Raw genomic sequence first — 16,606 nt, forward strand, 5'->3', positions numbered from 1 at the left:
ATCTTGAGGGAGTGAATTGCTATGCCCGGCAATGAGGTTGATGAGACGAGCCGCAGCTATCAGCAGTTGATGCAGATGCTCGTGCACCTGGCTTACCAGTACGCGCGCACGAGGCAGCGGTTGCCGAAGATGACTCGTGAGCAGTACCGGCAGTTCCAGCGCGACCTGGAAGAGCGGGTGCGGTTCGACCAGTACGACCGCACGAACGCCCAAACCTGGTACACCGCACGCGTCGCCGACTACCAGCGGGAAGCCTCGGTGCTGGCCCACGGCATCGCGGCGGGGGATTTCAGCATCGACGAGGAATCGCGCCGCAGGGCGTTCCTGGATGGGATGCGCGCCGATATCGAGCACTCCGTCCACACCGTGCACGCGTTGAGTCCCGAGGAACGCGGGCAGATCGTTCAAGCCCTCGACCAGATCGAGGCCGACCCACGTGTCCGCTTCGAACACGGGGTGTTCACGCCGATGACCAAACGGGAGCAGGCGACCGCCCGTCAGGCCGCTGCCCGCTCGGAAGCCGCCACGATCGACCGTCAGGAACAACAGGCGACGCGCTTGGTCGCCACCGAGTACGCCGCGCCCGCTGACGGTGCCAGGAGTGTGGCCGCCTTGAAGAAGGCCAACGCCGCACTCACCAAACAAGTCCAACGGCTCACCGCCGAGAACACCGCGCTCCAGGCGCAGGTGGCGACGCTCGAAGCCCAGGCCGCCGCCAACACCACGGCGCAGGCATCGACCAACGGCCAGCACTCGGCGACCGAACAGCAGCAAGCCGACCAGCACACCCAGCAGACCGCGCAGCAGACCAACGAGCGGGCCGCCGAGGCCGAAATCGACCCCGGCCACGGTGACGCCGGTCAGGCCCAGATGGAGGCCGAAGCGTGACGAATGCCGTTGTGGCCCCTGAGTTTTCAACCACCACAACCAGAAAGGAGATACCGCTACGACACCTGACACCCGGTGACCGATCCGCAGCACATACACGGTCGCGGACCGCGTCACCGTCGAAACCTTGGTTTCGAAAACCCTGTTAGCACAGCATGTTTAGGAGACATGACATGTCCGGAGAGACCACTCTCACCATTGTCGGCAACCTGACCTCCGACCCGGAGTTGCGCGAGACCTCGGGCGGGCACGCGGTGGTGAACTTCACCGTCGCGGCGACCCCGCGTGTGTTCGATCGCAGCACCAATCAGTGGACCGACGGGGCGGCGTTGTTCATGCGCTGTCAGATGTGGCGCGATGCCGCGGAGAACATCGCCGAATCCCTCACCAAGGGCGCACGAGTGATCGTGTGCGGCAAGCTCCAGCAGCGCAGCTACGACGACCGCGAGGGCAACAAACGCACCGTCGTGGAACTGGTCGCCGACGAGGTGGGCGTGTCACTCAAATACGCCGTCGCCAAGCCGATCAAACGATCGACCCGCACCCGCACCAGCGGTGGTGGGAACGGCGGCGGTGGTCAGCGCACCACCGGTAGTGGGGTGAAGAACGGTGGACATCGGGGCAGTGATGACCCGTGGACCGACCACACCCCGGACGAGGTGGCGTGATCATGTCGAACCGATTCGGCCACAACAACGACGCCCACCCTGAGAACACGCATCTGCCCGAGGGGGGCATGTCGGCGAGGTTCTACACCTCGTATGACGAAGCCCTCGATCAGGTGATGTTCGGGATCGTGTTCGGCTGCGGCTGCGAGTTGATGACCGCGATGAGCCTGGACCAGGCCCTGGCGGTTCACGACCTGTTCGACGGTGCCCTGGACGACGCCTACCACCACCACACCCAGAAAGGATTCTGATCATGGCGTACCTGAGCACCGATGCCCGTGTCGAAGACCACGACGAGACCGGTCGGGGCGGGCGTGGCTACGTCGAAACCCACTGGCACGACATGCCCGAGGCCACCGTGACACTGCTCCCGACCGGAGATGTGCGCGGTGACATCGAGATCCGCTGGCGCGTCACGTTCTACGACGGCGTGAACGCGAATCTTCCCATCAGCGAGGCCCGCACCCTGCGGGACAACCTGACCCGGGTGATCAACCAGTACTTCGGCATCGACAACGATGTCGAGAACCCCGACACCCCCACTGACGCGGGTGCCGCGGGGTTCGAGCCGGAGGAGTTCGTGTTCTGCCGGATCTGCCACGGCCGTATCTGGCGAGTGGGTACCGGCCCGGACTGGTGGATGCACGAGTATGAGGACCAGCGCTCTCACGACGCCGTGCCCGCCGAACCCGAACCCGAGGTCGAGACGGAGGTGGCGTGATGGACCCGACCGCGACGTTGCGGATGATCCGGGAACTGATCACCGAGTACGACGAGCTTCAGCACTGGGAGTACTACGACCAGGACACCGAAGCTGTACTCGATCGGCAGTCGTCGCTGCTGTTCCGCCTTGCCAGCCTGATCGAGGATCTGGACCGGTGGTTGCGGCGCGGCGGGTGTTTGCCGGTGGAGTGGAACCATGCCATCACCAGCGAGCACGCCCAGCTGATCAAGGAGCGTGACGACCTCGAATCCCAGAACCGGGAACTGCTCGATCAGGTGCAGTGCTTGCAATGGGACCTCGGAGCACTCCAAGCCCAGCACGACCACTGCCCTCAGCCCGCCACACGCGGGAGGCGGTGATGACCGTGCTCGCCGATGTGCATGTCATCGATCGATCACAGCTCTACGCTGTGATCGGAACCGCTCTGGCGGATCTGGCGGAGGTTGGGGTGATCGTGGGTGACATCGATGTCGCCGACGAACAGATCGTGACCGCGATCGGCACCCGCTGGCCCACGGTGTTCACCGACACCCTGGAGGTGCCGGCATGAGCAGCGGCTACCAGTATTGCGGGTGCAGAGGCTGTTTCGACATCACCGTGGGAACCCTCGGCACACGGTCACTGTGCGGACTCTGCGACGAGGCAGGGTGCGTGATCGGCGACAGCGATTGCCAGCGCGAGGATGCTGTCACACCGCAGTGTCAGCACACGTTCCGGATCGCGATGAACGGATTCAGCGAAGAATGCGTGCACTGCGGTCTACGAGTCGAGATCGACGAACCGGACTTCACCGATTCGGGCACCGATCATGGCTCGCCGTAGGAAACCCCTCAGTCCGCGCAGACAGTTGACGCTCGGGCGGGAGATCCAACAGCAGTACGACCAGGGCCGCAGCTGGGCCGCGATCGCCGTCGACTTCGACCTGTCGAAGACCACGGTGCAACGACTGGCCAAGCTCTACCGCACCGACTGCGACCGGAAAGTCCACCAACACCAGCTGACCCTGTTCGACTGAACCACTCCGGAAACAACTGAACACAGAAGAAGCGGAGACCGTGCCATCCTACCTGGCACGGTCTCCGTGCTAGTTGTACCATGCCAAATTGATCGCTGCGCGTTCTGCGATGTATCATTTGCAGTGATCCACCTGGTGATAGTTAAGCAGTGGGTAAGTCATTTGCCAATCGAATATGTTGTGCAAGTTCTCTGATGTTCTTCTGCAGATCGGGCAACAGCTCTGCTAATGATGGATTTATTCTGAGTACTTCACCGGCTATCGTAACTTTGTTCGGCTTATATTTCTTGCCTTTGAAATACTTGGACAAGGGTGAGGTGAATTTCCCGCTGGGGACTTCATAATCTAGGCTAGGGTAGGCTTTGGATATTGCTTCCCGAAGTACTGGCCTCGGAATGTAATTCTCGATCGTATAGCCCTCTGTTACCCATCCGAACGCTTCTTTGCTGGCGAGTTCGCTCAGTACTCGCCTCTTGGCATCGTTGATTAGAGCGCTCTGAGACTTTTTGTCCGAGTCCATAACAATTGCAAGACGGCGATTAATTGCAGCTAGGTTTATGAAGTCATCAATTGACGGATCATCTTCTGCGGTCAGATGACTAAGGAGCGCTCCGCCATAAAACATGATTGAATAGTGAATGCTCTCTATTAATGTGGGGTCGTACTGCTTTAGCCACGCTGAGATGTAAACCCTATCCGACGGGCCCTCAACCCAAATTACGTAGTTGGACTGTACGATATCTGATGCCCTTGCCCCCAAGTCGAAAACAGCCTTCGAAAGACAGGCCCTCGATACCACCGGGAGCACCCGTGTTTGATGTAGATCGTCCATCACTATGTGCGAGATGGATGCACGGTCGGTATCGAGGATGGCGGCGGAATGCGTCGAAATCAGATATCTATTGCGATGATCCTTCGCGATGTATTGGAGCAGCTTTCTTTGCAAGCTTGGATGGAGATGCACTTCAGGTTCTTCGACACAGATCATTTTTTCAGATGAGGTGGCAAACACGGCGGCCATGATAATAAGTTCACTGATTCCAGTGCCTAGTTTTCGAACTGACATGGTTTTTTCTCGCATGGAAACAAGTACATCTTGTTGAGAATAAGGTATCTTAATGGATGCCGTCGGATCTTCGAGGACATCTTTGATAAATGCGTTCAGGGAATTCCATCGCGCTGTGTCTTCTGTATACGTATTTTCTTCGGGCCGTTGTAGCTTAGCAAGTTCCTGTATCAGACCACGACCATTCATCCAGGTCGAATCTGCCGAGTTGGAATCTGATGTTAGATCCCGAATTGCGGAAATGCCCACCGTTGGCGGAATAAGTCGGTGTAGCTGTAGGCTAGACACTAACCTTTCGTAATTGGTCTGCAACCCTCCACTTGCGTTACGGATACGGCTTGAGACAGTGTTAACCCACCCTGTGATCGCGTGTTGCGTCTGACTATTAAACTCGTTCAAGGCGGTAGTGATCTGGTCCGTCTGCACGTCAATTGCTACAGAATTTTTTTGTCTGCTGTGCGGGTGGAATCCAAAGTCGAACCATGCGCAGTCTTTATGTCCTGCACTGAAGGTTTCGGAGCGGAATAGTGTGGTGAATAGTCTCTCCTCGCGATCATTGCTGATGACATTCATCTCTCTCGCGTGTCGTATGAACTTCTCATCTACTTTGAAGCCTAGTCTTATTTTGCCTGTGGCTTTTCGATCGCTGTCGTGTGGAGTATTGCGAGAGTCCTGTAAAGTGCTTTCGAGATCTTTGTCAAGTTGGGCAATCCCAACCCGTAATGGGGCAATCACTGTGCTCATGGCGTGAAGGGCATTTGACTTTCCGGCGTTGTTCTTGCCCACCAGAAGATGTATTTGCCCCATTGGCCCGATGTCGTCGAGATCTTCGCTAGAGAAGCTTCGATACCCACTGAGAGCAAATCCGGCAAAACTCCAGATTGTCAACTGGAAATCCTTTCGAAATCGATACTTTCAGTTTGGTCATGTCATTCAACTGTCTGTACTTAAGTTTGGAAATCCGTCAGCATATAATTCCTGGCTGTTGTATTTCGGAGTGGCGGGCATTCGTTTTGAAGTATAAGGCGCGAAGTGCCCTCACGTCATTTTATTACTGCACACGGATGAGCGGCACTTCCTCCGTTGCGCGTGTCTCATGTGCCCCAACTGAACCATCAGGTGAATTTCTTCGCAGCAGGGGCGCGGGCTGAGGCGGGCGGGCGTCGCCTGCCCGCTCATCGGCCTGCCGGAGGGGGCCGCAGAGGCTCCCGATTCCAGGGGACGCGCCGACCGAATCTCCTACGCCCGGTCGCCGCAGAAGCACTGTCCGCATGGGAGATTCGGTCGAGCGGGCGCGCGGACCCTGGAATCGCTGGAGGGGCGGCACCTGCACAATCCCGCGCCCCGACCCGAATATTCGAAAATGATCGGGCACTCGGTAGCTAACCGATCTGCGGACTGGCTCGCGGATCATGAGGCCATCAAGCCAGGCTCGTGACCGGTTAAAATCGGATGCGCAAGTACTGCACTGGGCATGCAGAAGTTTGAACATGGGATGCACAACCTGTACATAACTGCGTACACCTCGGCATAACCCGTGCACAGAGCGAGCGCATCATTCCTCATCTTGTGCAACGTCAATTTCTGTCCGCCCCGCCCCCTGATCAGGGATGTTCGCGAGAATGGTGCTTCACTTGCCGAGGACACCAAAGGCCCCCTTCGGTGGTCTTTGGTGTCCTCGGCAAGTGAAGCAATAAGAACAGATCAGGGGCGGGGCGGACGGAAACGGAAGAGAGAAGCAAACTTTGGGATATGTGGGGGAAATAGGGGTTACGTGGGGTGTAGAACGTTGCGGTTGGGTGCATGGCGACGTGGGGTGACGAAGGGTGCGTTCGTGGCAGTCGAGTAGGTGGTGGCGTCCGGAGCGGGCACCGGGCACGCCTAGTGCGAACGCGGCGGCATGGGCGGTCCGGTCAGGTGCGTTAGGTCGCGTTGCTGGTCGGGTAGGTGACTTGGGCCCGTGCTGCGCTCCGGTCCGGTGGTGCTGGGCGCGCGCCGCATTGTGCGGGGCCGCCCCTCCAGCGATTCCAGGGACCGCGCCCGGCACGGCCGAATTTCCCGTCTGACGGCAAGTACTGGAGCCGCGGGCAGGGGTGGGGAAATTCGGTCGTGCACGCCGTGGCGCGTCTCCTGGAATCTGGAGCCTCTGCGGCCCCTGGGCAGGCGGTACGGGCAGGCCCCCGAGCGGCCTGCCCCGACAGAGCGCGGCGCGCGCCCAGAGAACTTCCACGCTCTGCCGGGACCCCACCCCGCTTGACACGTACGTGTCAAACCCGTTGGGCCGCCGGTTGACACGTACGTGTCAACGCACCCCCGTGAAGGACACCGCGACCGTGACCGACTCCGACACCATCACCGGCCTACTCGTCACCGCCCTGGAAAACACCTGGGCCGCCATCCGCACCCGCCACCCCGACGTCCCCGAGGTCGTCCTCACCGTCGGAGCCGGATCGACCGGCGGCAGTGACCTCACCCTCGGACACTTCGCCCAGAACCGATGGGTACGCGGCGAATACGAACTCCACGAACTCTTCGTCGGCGGCGAAGGACTCCAACGCGGCGCGACCGAAGTACTCGGCACCCTCCTGCACGAGGCCGCCCACGGCATCGCGGTCACGCGTGGCATCAAGGACACCAGCCGCCAGGGCCGCTGGCACAACGACCGCTTCCGCGCCCTCGGCGAAGAACTCGGCCTCACCCTCACCCAACACCCGAAGATCGGATGGTCACTCACCGCCGTGCCATCAGAGACTCGCGCCTTCTACCGCAATGAACTGGACGAGCTGACGTTCGCGCTGGTGGCCTACCGCCGCCGCGAACCCAACCGGCGCGGCGGCCGTAAGTCGAACAACAACGGCGTGTCGGCCGAGTGCGACTGCGGACGTAAGATCCGGGTGTCACGCAGTGTCTACGAGCAGGCACCGATCCTCTGCGGCAGTTGCGGGAGTGTGTTCGACGCCGATGCCTGAGAACTAGCCATGTCACAAGTAGATCAGAACACAGAAAGGTCCGGCAGAAACCGGGCCTGATCTGGCACTTCTCTGGTGTGCGATACTGGGATTGAATCAGTGGAGCGCAGGGGGTTGGAATCTAGTCCCTGATAAGGTGGAATAATCAAAATTTGTGCAACTGCCCTAAGGGTGGATATGTAACAGAATGTGAATCAGGCGGCCTAATGCTACGGTCTTGGTAGTTTATCATCAACTGACTCAATAAAACCAAGGCAGGTGCGTAAACATAAATTCAGTGAATCTGCTGTAACACTAATTCGGCCGGACTCAATACGCACCTTCGCCAAGCCAACTTTCCTCTCCCCTTTTGACTGAATCTGCTGCTTTGTGATCGTGCCAAGTCCATGTGCAATTGAATTTCTTACGGCGATAGCCCGATCGAAATCTGGCCAATGCGCACAGTCTTCCAACTTGAATCCGTGATGGAGTTCAAAGCAAGTTTTCCTTCCCTCCCAAGTAAGGATGGATCGAGAATGTGTTTCATTTACTAGAGTCCGGAAGAACGAGTCCAGGGCTGAAACTTGTCGATCGAACAGCTCTTCCGAAACCGAGTCAACGTATGCTTCAGCGACACTTACCATTCGCAAGTATTGACTCTGAGCCCGAACCTGTTTCGAATCGAACCTAGCCCATCTAACCGTTGTCCGTGTGCTGGACCATCTAGGTTGATTTGAGGGTGGTAACGAAGCAAAGTCAGCGGCAGTGCGCCGCAATACCTGTAAAGCCTCCTCCGTGACAGACCATGGAACTTTGCGTAGAACGCTCATATTATTAGCATCGCCTTCGTGATTGCGTCGTTGTCGCGAAGTCCTTGGATCGATCTGGCCTCGTTGACGCTTGGCTGAGTAGGGATACGATCGCGAGCACCCGAAAGATATGCTAGCCGCACAGCTTCCGGGGCGCTATGTGCCGTGGTGATCGCTTCAACCACGCTGAGCCTATCGGCCGAAGCCAAGACATGAAAAGCTGTAGCACGCAATATCCCATCGCCTCTGTGGAAGTGATCTTCTACATACTTCAATCGAGCAGCATATGAATTCGAGCCTTCATCGCCGAGAATATTCAAATTGCGAAATGCATCGAGCACCCACACGTGCTGCCAATCATTGAGGCTGACTTTTTCGATTATTTCATCAAGTGCCGTTGCTGCGCGGGTAAAAGTATTAGGATCTGGTACATTGTTTGCGATATAAACAACGTATCTGACTACCGCTGGCGTCAGTGACGGCATAAAACTAATAATCGGAAGCAGCGAATCAAATGCATTGACATTATTGTGTTTGGCGAGTGAATCGAGCGCCCTACGTATCGTTCGCTCATCACTACGCGAGGCATGCTTGAGATCAATTCCGTCTTCCAGCGGGGAGTTGTTCTGCGCGGACCGTAAAAGCCTCAGCGCCGCTTCTTCATCTTCGCTGAAATCTTCATGATAATCACCAACTATTACATCAATATCATTTGGTGAGATTATGCCATTATCCGGGATGGATTTCAGGCTGTATGCGTCTAGTATGTAGTTCTTCAGTCGGTAGGTGAATGACTTATATTCGTTCAAGGCCAGTCCAACCGCTCTCGCGGCACTATCGAGAGCCTCCATGGCTCTGATTGCTTCCGTGAAATCCCCGCACGCAATCCTGAAGTCATCATTGAATCGCCATGTAGCGAAACCTTGTCGAAGTAGACTACGTTCGACTTGGTCTATGTATACTTCCGATAAGCGGTCGGAAGCCTCGGACAGCTGTGGCAGCCCTATTGGTCGACCGGTCACCTCTTTTAGTAAGTCTACGAGATGTGAGACTACTTCATAGTCGGCCCCCTGGGAAATTAGTTCATCAGCCAGGATGGAGTGGTCTATGAATTGATAAAAGGCTGTAATATCCGCCTTTATTACGTACTTTATTTTAGAATCATATATGGAGAATATTAGTTTGTCCGCTTCATTTGAGCGGTCTTTTGTCTGCTCTTCAATCGCATATTTAGCGGGAGCTAGAACAAAGTCAATATAGCGCTCGACGGTCCGATCAAGAGCTGGCAACTTAGCTAAGGCTGCTTCAGTCAGGGCATCGTAGAGAATGCTTTCTTTTATTCCCCAGTAGGCGATCGGTCGTACACCATGCCCGGACTTTCGGGCGGCCACTTCAAGCTCGCCAGCGAGGTCTAACCCTTTGCGACATAACGTTTCCAAGTATCGGGATACGTCTCGGATCGTCTGGCTACTTGCCGTGAGGTGCTGCCAGCCAGCCTCCTGTGGGACAAGGTTCCTCTCGTAATTTGCGATTCGGACCATCGAGTCTGAAATCTTCAGCTGCCCGATTGTACGCGTCGACATGGGTTGCATGACGTGACTCTATCGGGTGACGGTCCGTCAGTCGCGGCTCTCAGATCGGCGACCCTTCAGTGGCGTGGGGCAGCAGGCAGGTTTGCGTGGGGCAAATATGGGGCAGACATGTGTCTAGCCGAGTTCCGGCGTGCACCTCTATGTCCTGAGGGCTCTGTGCCCAAATCCGCTGATCTGCGGTGATTCCCCACGACGATCGCGCAGCTACGTGGGGGCTCGTTGGGTCCAATGCCCAACTGGTTTTACACACCAGTCGTCGCGTGCCGTAGGACGGAGAGTGTCAATCTGGCTGACGGTGAGGAAGAGCACGCACGCTCTGCCGGGACCCCATCCCTCGTTGACAGGTACGTGTCAATCCCGTCGGACTCCCGGTTGACACGTACGTGTCAATGCCTCCCGGAAGGACCCGGAGACATGACCGACTCCGATACCATCACCGGCCGCCGGGAACCGAACCGGCGCGGCGGCTGTGGAGGTGAGTTCGGGGCGGATGACTGAGAACCCGTCAGGTCACAAGTAGGTCAGAACAACAGAAAGGCCCGGTAGAAACCGGGCCTGATCTGGTGCTTCTCTGGTGCGCGATACTGGGATTGAACCAGTGACCTCTTCCGTGTCAGGGAAGCGCTCTCCCGCTGAGCTAATCGCGCGGGACCCCCACAGAGCGGATGACGGGATTCGAACCCGCGACCCTCACCTTGGCAAGGTGATGCGCTACCAGCTGCGCTACATCCGCACGTCCGGTGGCTTTCGGCTCCGGCTCGCGAGGAAGAACCATAGCCACAACACCGTGAAGACTCCAAATCGGGCTGGTCTGCGGCCCCTCGACCGGGTATTTCGTGCGTTTGTGCCCGTTTGTCCGTTGTGGCACAGTCGGTTCCCGAAGCAGGGTGGTGTGAAGGGAGGGGCGGCTCGGGGATGGCATCGGACCCGTCGCAGCCAACAGGGCAGGGATTCTTCTCGGTGACCGGCACGTCCGGTGACGTCTACTTCGTCGCGGGTGACCCGTACGGCACGGCGGGCGGGCGGTCGCGGCTGTTCCGGTGCCGCGACCGACACGGCCGCGAACGCGTCTACAAGCTGTACGGTACGGCCGTCACCGATGCGCACGCCATCGGATGGGCGGCCCGCGCAGCGCATTTCGGCCGCGAGATCGTGCTCCCGGCGGAACGACGCGGGGGAGTGGCGGCCACCCCCGAGAGCTCGATCGGCTGGCCGCTCGACCTGGTCCGACGCGACGGGGACCTGCTGGGCGCGATCCTGCCGCTGACCCCCGGCGAATTCCTCGAACCCGACGGATCGCCGCTGACCCTGCACCGGCTGTGCCTGGCCGGACAACAACCGCCGGACGCGTATTACCGTGTCGCCGTGGCGATTCGGATCTGCGAGATCGCCACCGCGCTCGAGGAGCGCGATCTCGTCCACGGTGCGCTGTTCCCGCGGAATCTGCTCTGGAGCCGTTTTCAGCCGCACGTCTACCTGCTCGAATGCGATGGCCTGCGGTACGGGCGGGTGTCCGCCCCCGAGGGTATCCTGCTCGAGAAGTGGTGCGATCCAAGGCTTCTCACCGGCACGATCGCGGGACCCGACCGCTTCAGCGACCGGTTCGGTGTGGCCGCGCTGCTGTACCGCTGCCTCTTTCTCGCCACGGACGCTCCCGCTCGCGGCCGCGGCGGCTGGCGGGGGCCGTCGAGCTTCCCGTCCGAACTCGACCCCCGCCTGCGCTCGCTGTTCGACCGAGCCTTCATCGACCCCGCCGCCTCCGACGACCGTCCCCGCGCCAGTGAGTGGCTGGACGCACTCCAGGACACCTATCTGCTGGGCGACGGCTCGTTCTACAACCAAGCCGCGGTGGCGGTGCTCGACCGGCACACCCAGCGCTGTCGCACGGAGGATGCCGTGGGCACGGTCGACGCGGGATCGTCCGCGGGGGAGGTTTCCGATCGGACCGCCCGTGCCGGACGATCCGACGGGTCCGCCGCTCGCGATGTGGGCGCGGGCGCTGACCCGATGGCCGGCACGACCGCCACCGCTGCTGTCACCACGACCGCACGGCAGGCCGGGGCGGGCGCGGCCACCACGCGGGTCGTGGATTCCCCGAGGATCGATGCGACGCGTGGCCCGGCCGCGTCCGATGAGTCGCACGATCCGGGCGCGGTCGATGGTCCGCACGATCCGACTACGCCTGCCGCGCCACACGTTCCAGCCGCGCCACGCGATCCGTTCGCGGCCGACGAGCCATACGGTTCGTCCGCGGCGCGCTCACCGCTGGAACCCGCCTGGCCGGTGGACCCGCATCGGCCCGCGCCGACACCCGCTGTGGCCCCGATGAATACCGGCTCTCGCCTCGCGGCGGTGCTGGCCGTGGTCGCACTGGCCGTCGCGGGCATCGCGCTCGTCGCCGTCACCCTGCGCGATACCACCGCGCCCGACCTGGCATCATCGGCCACCAGTCAGCAGGCCCTCGCCCCCGAGGCCCGCGCTTCGGCCACCACGGCCCCGGCGTTCGACTGGGGCACGCTGCACTCGGCCACCACCGACACCACCCCGTTCACGTCGGAAGCGCTACTGCCGCACTCCTTCCGCGACGCCATGAACGTCGAGTACACGTTGCGCGCGGGCGGTGTCCAGGACTGCATCACCACGGAGATGTCGCAGAATGTCAAAGACATTCTGGCGCAGTACAACTGCACCCACATGGTCGCGGGCTCCTACGTCGACCACTCCAATCAGATCCTGGTCTCGGTGAACGTGCTCGCCCTGCCCACCAGCTCCGACGCCGACAGCCTCTACGAGACCATGAAGGGCCAGATCCAGGACTGGGCGGTCTGGTGCCCGCAGCAGGGCCCCGGCGCATCGGTCTGCGACAGCTACATCGGCGCCGCCACCCGCAGTGGCTGGGGCTCCAAGAGCTACCGCTACGTCTACAAATCCACGGCCCTCTACATCAACCTGACCGAGGACACCGATATCACCGACTGGCTCGACGCCGCCGCCGAGGCCGCTGTCTCCGAGGCGGGGCCGGAGAACTACTGGCCCCGCTGACCCGAGCGCACCGACCTGGCCGACGGTCCGCTCGCCTGACAGGGTGGGGCCATGGTGAACGAGAGTCGTGGCGTGTTGGTGACGGGTGCTTCGCGGGGGATCGGCCGGGCGGTGGCGTCGGCCTTCGCCGCGCAGGGCGACCAGGTGGCGGTGCACTACTCCGCGCGTCGCGAGGACGCGGAGGCGACGCTGCGGCACCTGCCCGGGGAGGGACACACGCTGATCGGCGGTGACCTCGGCACGGCCGACGGCGCCGAGGCGATCGTGACGGCGGCGGTCGAGGCGCTCGGCACGGTGCACGTGCTGGTCAACAATGCGGCCGTGAATATCGCCCACCCGCTGGCGGAGACGGATTACGCGGACTGGCAGCGGATCTGGCGGCAGACCGTGGACGTGAACCTGCTCGGCACCGCGAATGTGTCGTACCAGGTGGCTCGGCACATGATCGATCGCGGTATCGCCGGGACCATTGTGAACATCGGTTCCCGCGGGGCCTTCCGCGGCGAACCCGACCACCCGGCCTACGGTGCCAGCAAGGCGGCCGTGCACGCGCTCGGACAGTCGCTGGCGGTGTCACTGGCCCCGCACGGTATCCGCGTGGCCTCGGTCGCTCCGGGTTTCGTCGCCACCGAGCGCGTCGCCGACCGGGTCACCGACGCGGTACGGGCGCAGAGCCCCTTCGGCCGCGTCGGCACCCCGGAGGAGATCGCTTCGGCTGTCCGCTATCTCGCCTCGCCGGATGCCGCGTGGACCTCCGGCGCGGTACTGGACGTCAACGGAGCGTCCTACCTGCGCTGAGTCAGCGCTTGTCCCGCAGTCCCAGGTCATGCGCCTTCGCCCGCACCGCCCCGAGGACGAGATGCCCGCTCTCGGTGAGCAGTTCCTGCACCTCGGCGGCGGTCCGGCTCGCGGCGTCGGCCCCGACCCTGGACAGCCGCCGACCGCTGCGCCGCCCCACCCGGGACAGCTCCCGCACCAACTCCCCGAACCCGCTCATCGAATCCGCACCTCCATTATCGAGCTGGTGAACGAGTGTTCCCTCACGGCTGATGGCCGCATGATCGAACAACCTCCACCAGTAGAAACATTCGCCATGTCAACGCATGTTGAGAGTACGTCTGTTCACTGCTCGGTGCCAACCAGGCGATGAGTGGCGGGGCAACCGGAGTCGCGTGGGCAGCCGGGGCGGCGGCCGGTCATTCGTGCGACGGGTCCGCCGGAATCAGTTCGCGGCCTCGCGATGTCGTATCAGCGGCACTCCCGACAGGCCCTGTGCGCACAGTTTCGCCGTCAGGTCGATCGCGTGGGACTTGGGAATCGGCCGGTCGGTGTCGAGCCACTGCCGCGCGGTGAACCGGCAGATTCCCACCAGGCCGGCCGCCAGCACGCGGACCCGAGCCACATCCGCCCCGAGGTCGCGGGTCAACAGCCCCGCGACCGCCATGACACAGTTGTCGATGGCGTGGTCGACGCGCACGCGCACCTCCGGCTCGCTCGGCACCTCGGTTTCGAACACCATGCGGAACCCGTCGGGATCGCTGTCGATGAAATCGAAGTAAACCCCGACCGCGGACCGGGTGCGGGTCCGATTGTCGCCGGGAGCGGTCAGCGCGGAGCGAATGTCGTCGACCAACCGGTCCAGTCGCGACTGGATCACCGCGAGGTACAGGTCGATCTTGCTCGGAAAGTGTTTGTACACGGTGGGTTTGCTTATCCCCGCGCCGTCGGCGATCTCGTCCATCTGGGCCGCGTGGTATCCGCGACGGCCGAAGATCCCGGACGCCGCGGTCAGCACTCGCAGGCGCTGCGCCGCCCGCTCCGCCCGCTGATCCGCACCGAGGCGCGGACGGTCCTGCACGTGCGGCGGCCCAGCGCACTCCCTGCTCACCGACTGTGTCATCTCACCTCCGCAAACGCACCGACCTCGCCTATCGGCATCCGTGAGAGCCTGGCGGCATTGTTGGCGACATGTCAACAAGATGTGAGCAATCTGTCGCAGCGTGCTAGACATGCACCCTGGACGCCGAACGGAAAAGCAGGTGGTAGCCGATGCCGAAGATCGTCGTGTTCGGGGCGACCGGGTACACCGGACGCCTGACCGCCGAAGCCCTGATCGCACAGGGTGATTCACCGGTGCTGGCCGGACGTGATGCTGCCGCGCTGGCGACGCTCGCCGCAGAACTCGGCGGCGCGGCGACCGCCGTCGCCGATGTCGCCGACCCCGCCGCGGTGACCGCCCTGCTCGAGCGTGGCGACGTGCTCGTGACGACGGTCGGGCCCTTCCTGCGCTACGGCGGTCCGGCCCTGGCCGCCGCGCTGGCCGCCGGAGCCCACTACCTCGACTCCACCGGCGAGGGCCCGTTCGTCCGCACCGTGTTCGACCACGACGAGCAGGCCCGCGCCGCGGGGGTGGCACTGCTGACCGCGTTCGGATTCGATTACGTCCCAGGCAATCTGGCCGCCGGACTGGCGCTGCGTGATGCCCCCTCGGCGGTGCGCGTCGACGTCGGCTACTTCATGGACGGCCCCGTCACCAGCGGTGGCACTCGCGCCTCGGTGGCCGGGATGCTCTTCGAGCGCGCCTTCGCCCTGCGCGACGGCAAGGTCGTCACCGAACCCGCCGCCGCGCACCTGCGCGACTTCGACGTCGCCGGAAAACCCCGCACCGCCGTCTCCATTCCCGGCTCCGAGCACTTCGCCCTGCCGCGCACCCACCCGAACCTGCGCTCGATCGACGTCTTCCTCGGCCTGCCGCCGGTCGCCGCCCACGGCCTGCGGATCGGTTCGAGACTCGCCGCCACCGCGGCGCGACTACCGCCGCTGAAACACGGACTCGAATCCGCACTGGCGCGAATCGTCAAGGGCTCCACCGGAGGCCCCGACGCCCGCACCCGCGCCCGCACCCGCGGCTGGGCCGTCGCCGAAGCCTACGACGCCTCCGACCACCTCCTGGCCTCGGTCACCCTCACCGGCGGCGACCCCTACGAATTCACCGCCCGCCTGCTGGCCTGGGCCGCACACGCGGCCCTGAACGGCGGCCTGCTCACCACCGGCGCTCTGGGCTCGGTCGAGGCATTCGGCCTGGACGCCTTGCACGCCGCCTTCGCCGAAGCCGGTTGGACCCGCACGAGCTGATGGGTGCACGACAGCAGAAAGGCCCGGTGGAAACCGGGCCTTTCTGGTACTTCTTGGTGCGCGATACTGGGATTGAACCAGTGACCTCTTCCGTGTCAGGGAAGCGCTCTCCCGCTGAGCTAATCGCGCGAGTCTTGTCTCTTCACAAAGAAGAGGCGGCGACGGGAATCGAACCCGTGTGCACGGCTTTGCAGGCCGTTGCCTCACCACTCGGCCACACCGCCAAGCAGGCCGTGTTGGCCTCTCGAGCGGATGACGGGATTCGAACCCGCGACCCTCACCTTGGCAAGGTGATGCGCTACCAGCTGCGCTACATCCGCATGTCACCTCGGCGCCTCTCGGCTGCCCCGCTGACGAGAGAGAACATTAGCCGACAATCGGTGTCGGCAACAAATCGCCTGGTGGGAGGGGGTGAAACCGAACTACACAGGTGTAGTTCACACGCCCGCAAACGCGCCGCCACACGGAGCTCGCCCACCCGGTGTCCGGCGGTCACCGAACCATGCGAGGCTCCCCCCATCGCACCGCCGGTCGCCCTACCGGCGACACCCCGGGCGAGTCCCCTGCCGCCCCGGTCGAACTCACCTTTTATGCCCATATGCACGCGATTTGGTGTGACGCCGGGGGAGCGTGTTAATGTTCTGTCTCGTTCGGAGCGGCACGAAAAGCCGAGACGAACAACCGCTCCGGCGGCGAGCTACGGTTCTATAGCTCAGTGG

The 16,606-nt window shown here is 61.9% G+C and carries 16 protein-coding genes and 5 tRNA genes; 12 read left to right on the forward strand and 9 right to left on the reverse strand.

Annotated features, from left to right (window positions below):
* Nucleotides 1-21 precede the first annotated feature (21 nt).
* The 8 genes from QK444_RS16080 to QK444_RS16115 all read left to right on the forward strand — a co-directional run bounded on the left by QK444_RS16080 (nucleotide 22) and on the right by QK444_RS16115 (nucleotide 3,295).
* Nucleotides 22-888 (forward strand): hypothetical protein, encoded by an 867-nt coding sequence (locus QK444_RS16080; RefSeq protein WP_282781147.1) that lies wholly within the window; start codon nucleotides 22-24, stop codon nucleotides 886-888.
* 173 nt (nucleotides 889-1,061) lie between these two features.
* Entirely contained in the window at nucleotides 1,062-1,556 is a 495-nt protein-coding gene (locus QK444_RS16085) for a single-stranded DNA-binding protein (protein ID WP_282781149.1), read from the forward strand.
* 2 nt (nucleotides 1,557-1,558) lie between these two features.
* A complete protein-coding gene (locus tag QK444_RS16090; RefSeq protein WP_282781150.1) occupies nucleotides 1,559-1,807 on the forward strand; it encodes a hypothetical protein in 249 nt (82 codons plus the stop codon).
* A gap of 2 nt (nucleotides 1,808-1,809) precedes the next feature.
* Nucleotides 1,810-2,277, forward strand: coding sequence for a hypothetical protein (locus QK444_RS16095; RefSeq protein ID WP_282781152.1), 468 nt, complete (start codon nucleotides 1,810-1,812; stop codon nucleotides 2,275-2,277).
* A complete protein-coding gene (locus QK444_RS16100) occupies nucleotides 2,277-2,639 on the forward strand; it encodes a hypothetical protein (RefSeq protein WP_282781154.1) in 363 nt (120 codons plus the stop codon). Before QK444_RS16095 ends, QK444_RS16100 begins: the two co-directional genes overlap by 1 nt.
* Nucleotides 2,639-2,830, forward strand: a complete 192-nt coding sequence (locus QK444_RS16105; RefSeq protein WP_282781155.1) for a hypothetical protein — start codon at nucleotides 2,639-2,641, stop codon at nucleotides 2,828-2,830. The genes QK444_RS16100 and QK444_RS16105 overlap by 1 nt, the downstream gene beginning before the upstream one ends.
* Nucleotides 2,827-3,102, forward strand: a complete 276-nt coding sequence (locus QK444_RS16110; RefSeq protein WP_282781157.1) for a hypothetical protein — start codon at nucleotides 2,827-2,829, stop codon at nucleotides 3,100-3,102. The genes QK444_RS16105 and QK444_RS16110 overlap by 4 nt, the downstream gene beginning before the upstream one ends.
* Nucleotides 3,089-3,295, forward strand: coding sequence for a hypothetical protein (locus tag QK444_RS16115; protein ID WP_282781158.1), 207 nt, complete (start codon nucleotides 3,089-3,091; stop codon nucleotides 3,293-3,295). The genes QK444_RS16110 and QK444_RS16115 overlap by 14 nt, the downstream gene beginning before the upstream one ends.
* Before the next feature lie 142 nt (nucleotides 3,296-3,437).
* Here the strand turns inward: QK444_RS16115 and QK444_RS16120 are convergent, their stop codons facing one another.
* On the reverse strand, nucleotides 3,438-5,249 hold the full coding sequence (locus tag QK444_RS16120) for an AAA family ATPase (RefSeq protein WP_282781160.1): 1,812 nt from the start codon (nucleotides 5,247-5,249) through the stop codon (nucleotides 3,438-3,440).
* 1,445 nt (nucleotides 5,250-6,694) lie between these two features.
* On the opposite strand from QK444_RS16120, the gene QK444_RS16125 reads away from it, so the two are divergent.
* Nucleotides 6,695-7,330, forward strand: a complete 636-nt coding sequence (locus tag QK444_RS16125) for a hypothetical protein (protein WP_282781162.1) — start codon at nucleotides 6,695-6,697, stop codon at nucleotides 7,328-7,330.
* Nucleotides 7,331-8,135: 805 nt separating this feature from the next.
* Here QK444_RS16125 and QK444_RS16130 read toward each other — a convergent pair.
* From QK444_RS16130 to QK444_RS16140, 3 genes are all read right to left on the reverse strand, one after another.
* The gene (locus tag QK444_RS16130; protein WP_282781163.1) at nucleotides 8,136-9,710 is read right to left on the reverse strand and encodes a reverse transcriptase domain-containing protein; all 1,575 of its coding nucleotides are present in this window, start codon (nucleotides 9,708-9,710) and stop codon (nucleotides 8,136-8,138) included.
* 572 nt (nucleotides 9,711-10,282) lie between these two features.
* A tRNA-Val gene (locus QK444_RS16135) sits at nucleotides 10,283-10,357 on the reverse strand.
* 13 nt (nucleotides 10,358-10,370) lie between these two features.
* Nucleotides 10,371-10,443, reverse strand: a tRNA-Gly gene (locus tag QK444_RS16140).
* Nucleotides 10,444-10,670: 227 nt separating this feature from the next.
* On the opposite strand from QK444_RS16140, the gene QK444_RS16145 reads away from it, so the two are divergent.
* The gene (locus tag QK444_RS16145) at nucleotides 10,671-12,752 is read left to right on the forward strand and encodes a hypothetical protein (RefSeq protein WP_282781165.1); all 2,082 of its coding nucleotides are present in this window, start codon (nucleotides 10,671-10,673) and stop codon (nucleotides 12,750-12,752) included.
* Between the two features lie 51 nt (nucleotides 12,753-12,803).
* Nucleotides 12,804-13,550, forward strand: coding sequence for an SDR family oxidoreductase (locus QK444_RS16150; protein WP_282781167.1), 747 nt, complete (start codon nucleotides 12,804-12,806; stop codon nucleotides 13,548-13,550).
* 1 nt (nucleotide 13,551) lies between these two features.
* Here the strand turns inward: QK444_RS16150 and QK444_RS16155 are convergent, their stop codons facing one another.
* Nucleotides 13,552-13,749 carry a hypothetical protein gene (locus QK444_RS16155; protein ID WP_282781169.1) on the reverse strand — a complete coding sequence of 66 codons (198 nt, stop codon included), beginning with the start codon at nucleotides 13,747-13,749 and terminating at the stop codon, nucleotides 13,552-13,554.
* A 225-nt stretch (nucleotides 13,750-13,974) separates the two neighbouring features.
* A complete protein-coding gene (locus QK444_RS16160; RefSeq protein WP_282781171.1) occupies nucleotides 13,975-14,652 on the reverse strand; it encodes a TetR/AcrR family transcriptional regulator in 678 nt (225 codons plus the stop codon).
* Between the two features lie 149 nt (nucleotides 14,653-14,801).
* On the opposite strand from QK444_RS16160, the gene QK444_RS16165 reads away from it, so the two are divergent.
* On the forward strand, nucleotides 14,802-15,887 hold the full coding sequence (locus QK444_RS16165) for a saccharopine dehydrogenase NADP-binding domain-containing protein (RefSeq protein WP_282781172.1): 1,086 nt from the start codon (nucleotides 14,802-14,804) through the stop codon (nucleotides 15,885-15,887).
* Between the two features lie 54 nt (nucleotides 15,888-15,941).
* Here the strand turns inward: QK444_RS16165 and QK444_RS16170 are convergent.
* The 3 genes from QK444_RS16170 to QK444_RS16180 all read right to left on the reverse strand — a co-directional run bounded on the left by QK444_RS16170 (nucleotide 15,942) and on the right by QK444_RS16180 (nucleotide 16,207).
* Nucleotides 15,942-16,016: transfer RNA gene (locus tag QK444_RS16170), tRNA-Val, on the reverse strand.
* Nucleotides 16,017-16,040: 24 nt separating this feature from the next.
* Nucleotides 16,041-16,111: transfer RNA gene (locus QK444_RS16175), tRNA-Cys, on the reverse strand.
* A gap of 23 nt (nucleotides 16,112-16,134) precedes the next feature.
* Nucleotides 16,135-16,207 (reverse strand) — tRNA-Gly (locus QK444_RS16180).
* Nucleotides 16,208-16,606: the final 399 nt, after the last annotated feature.

Origin of the sequence: Nocardia sp. CC201C (assembly GCF_030010695.1) — a bacterium.
GTDB classification, from domain to species: Bacteria; Actinomycetota; Actinomycetes; order Mycobacteriales; family Mycobacteriaceae; genus Nocardia; species Nocardia otitidiscaviarum.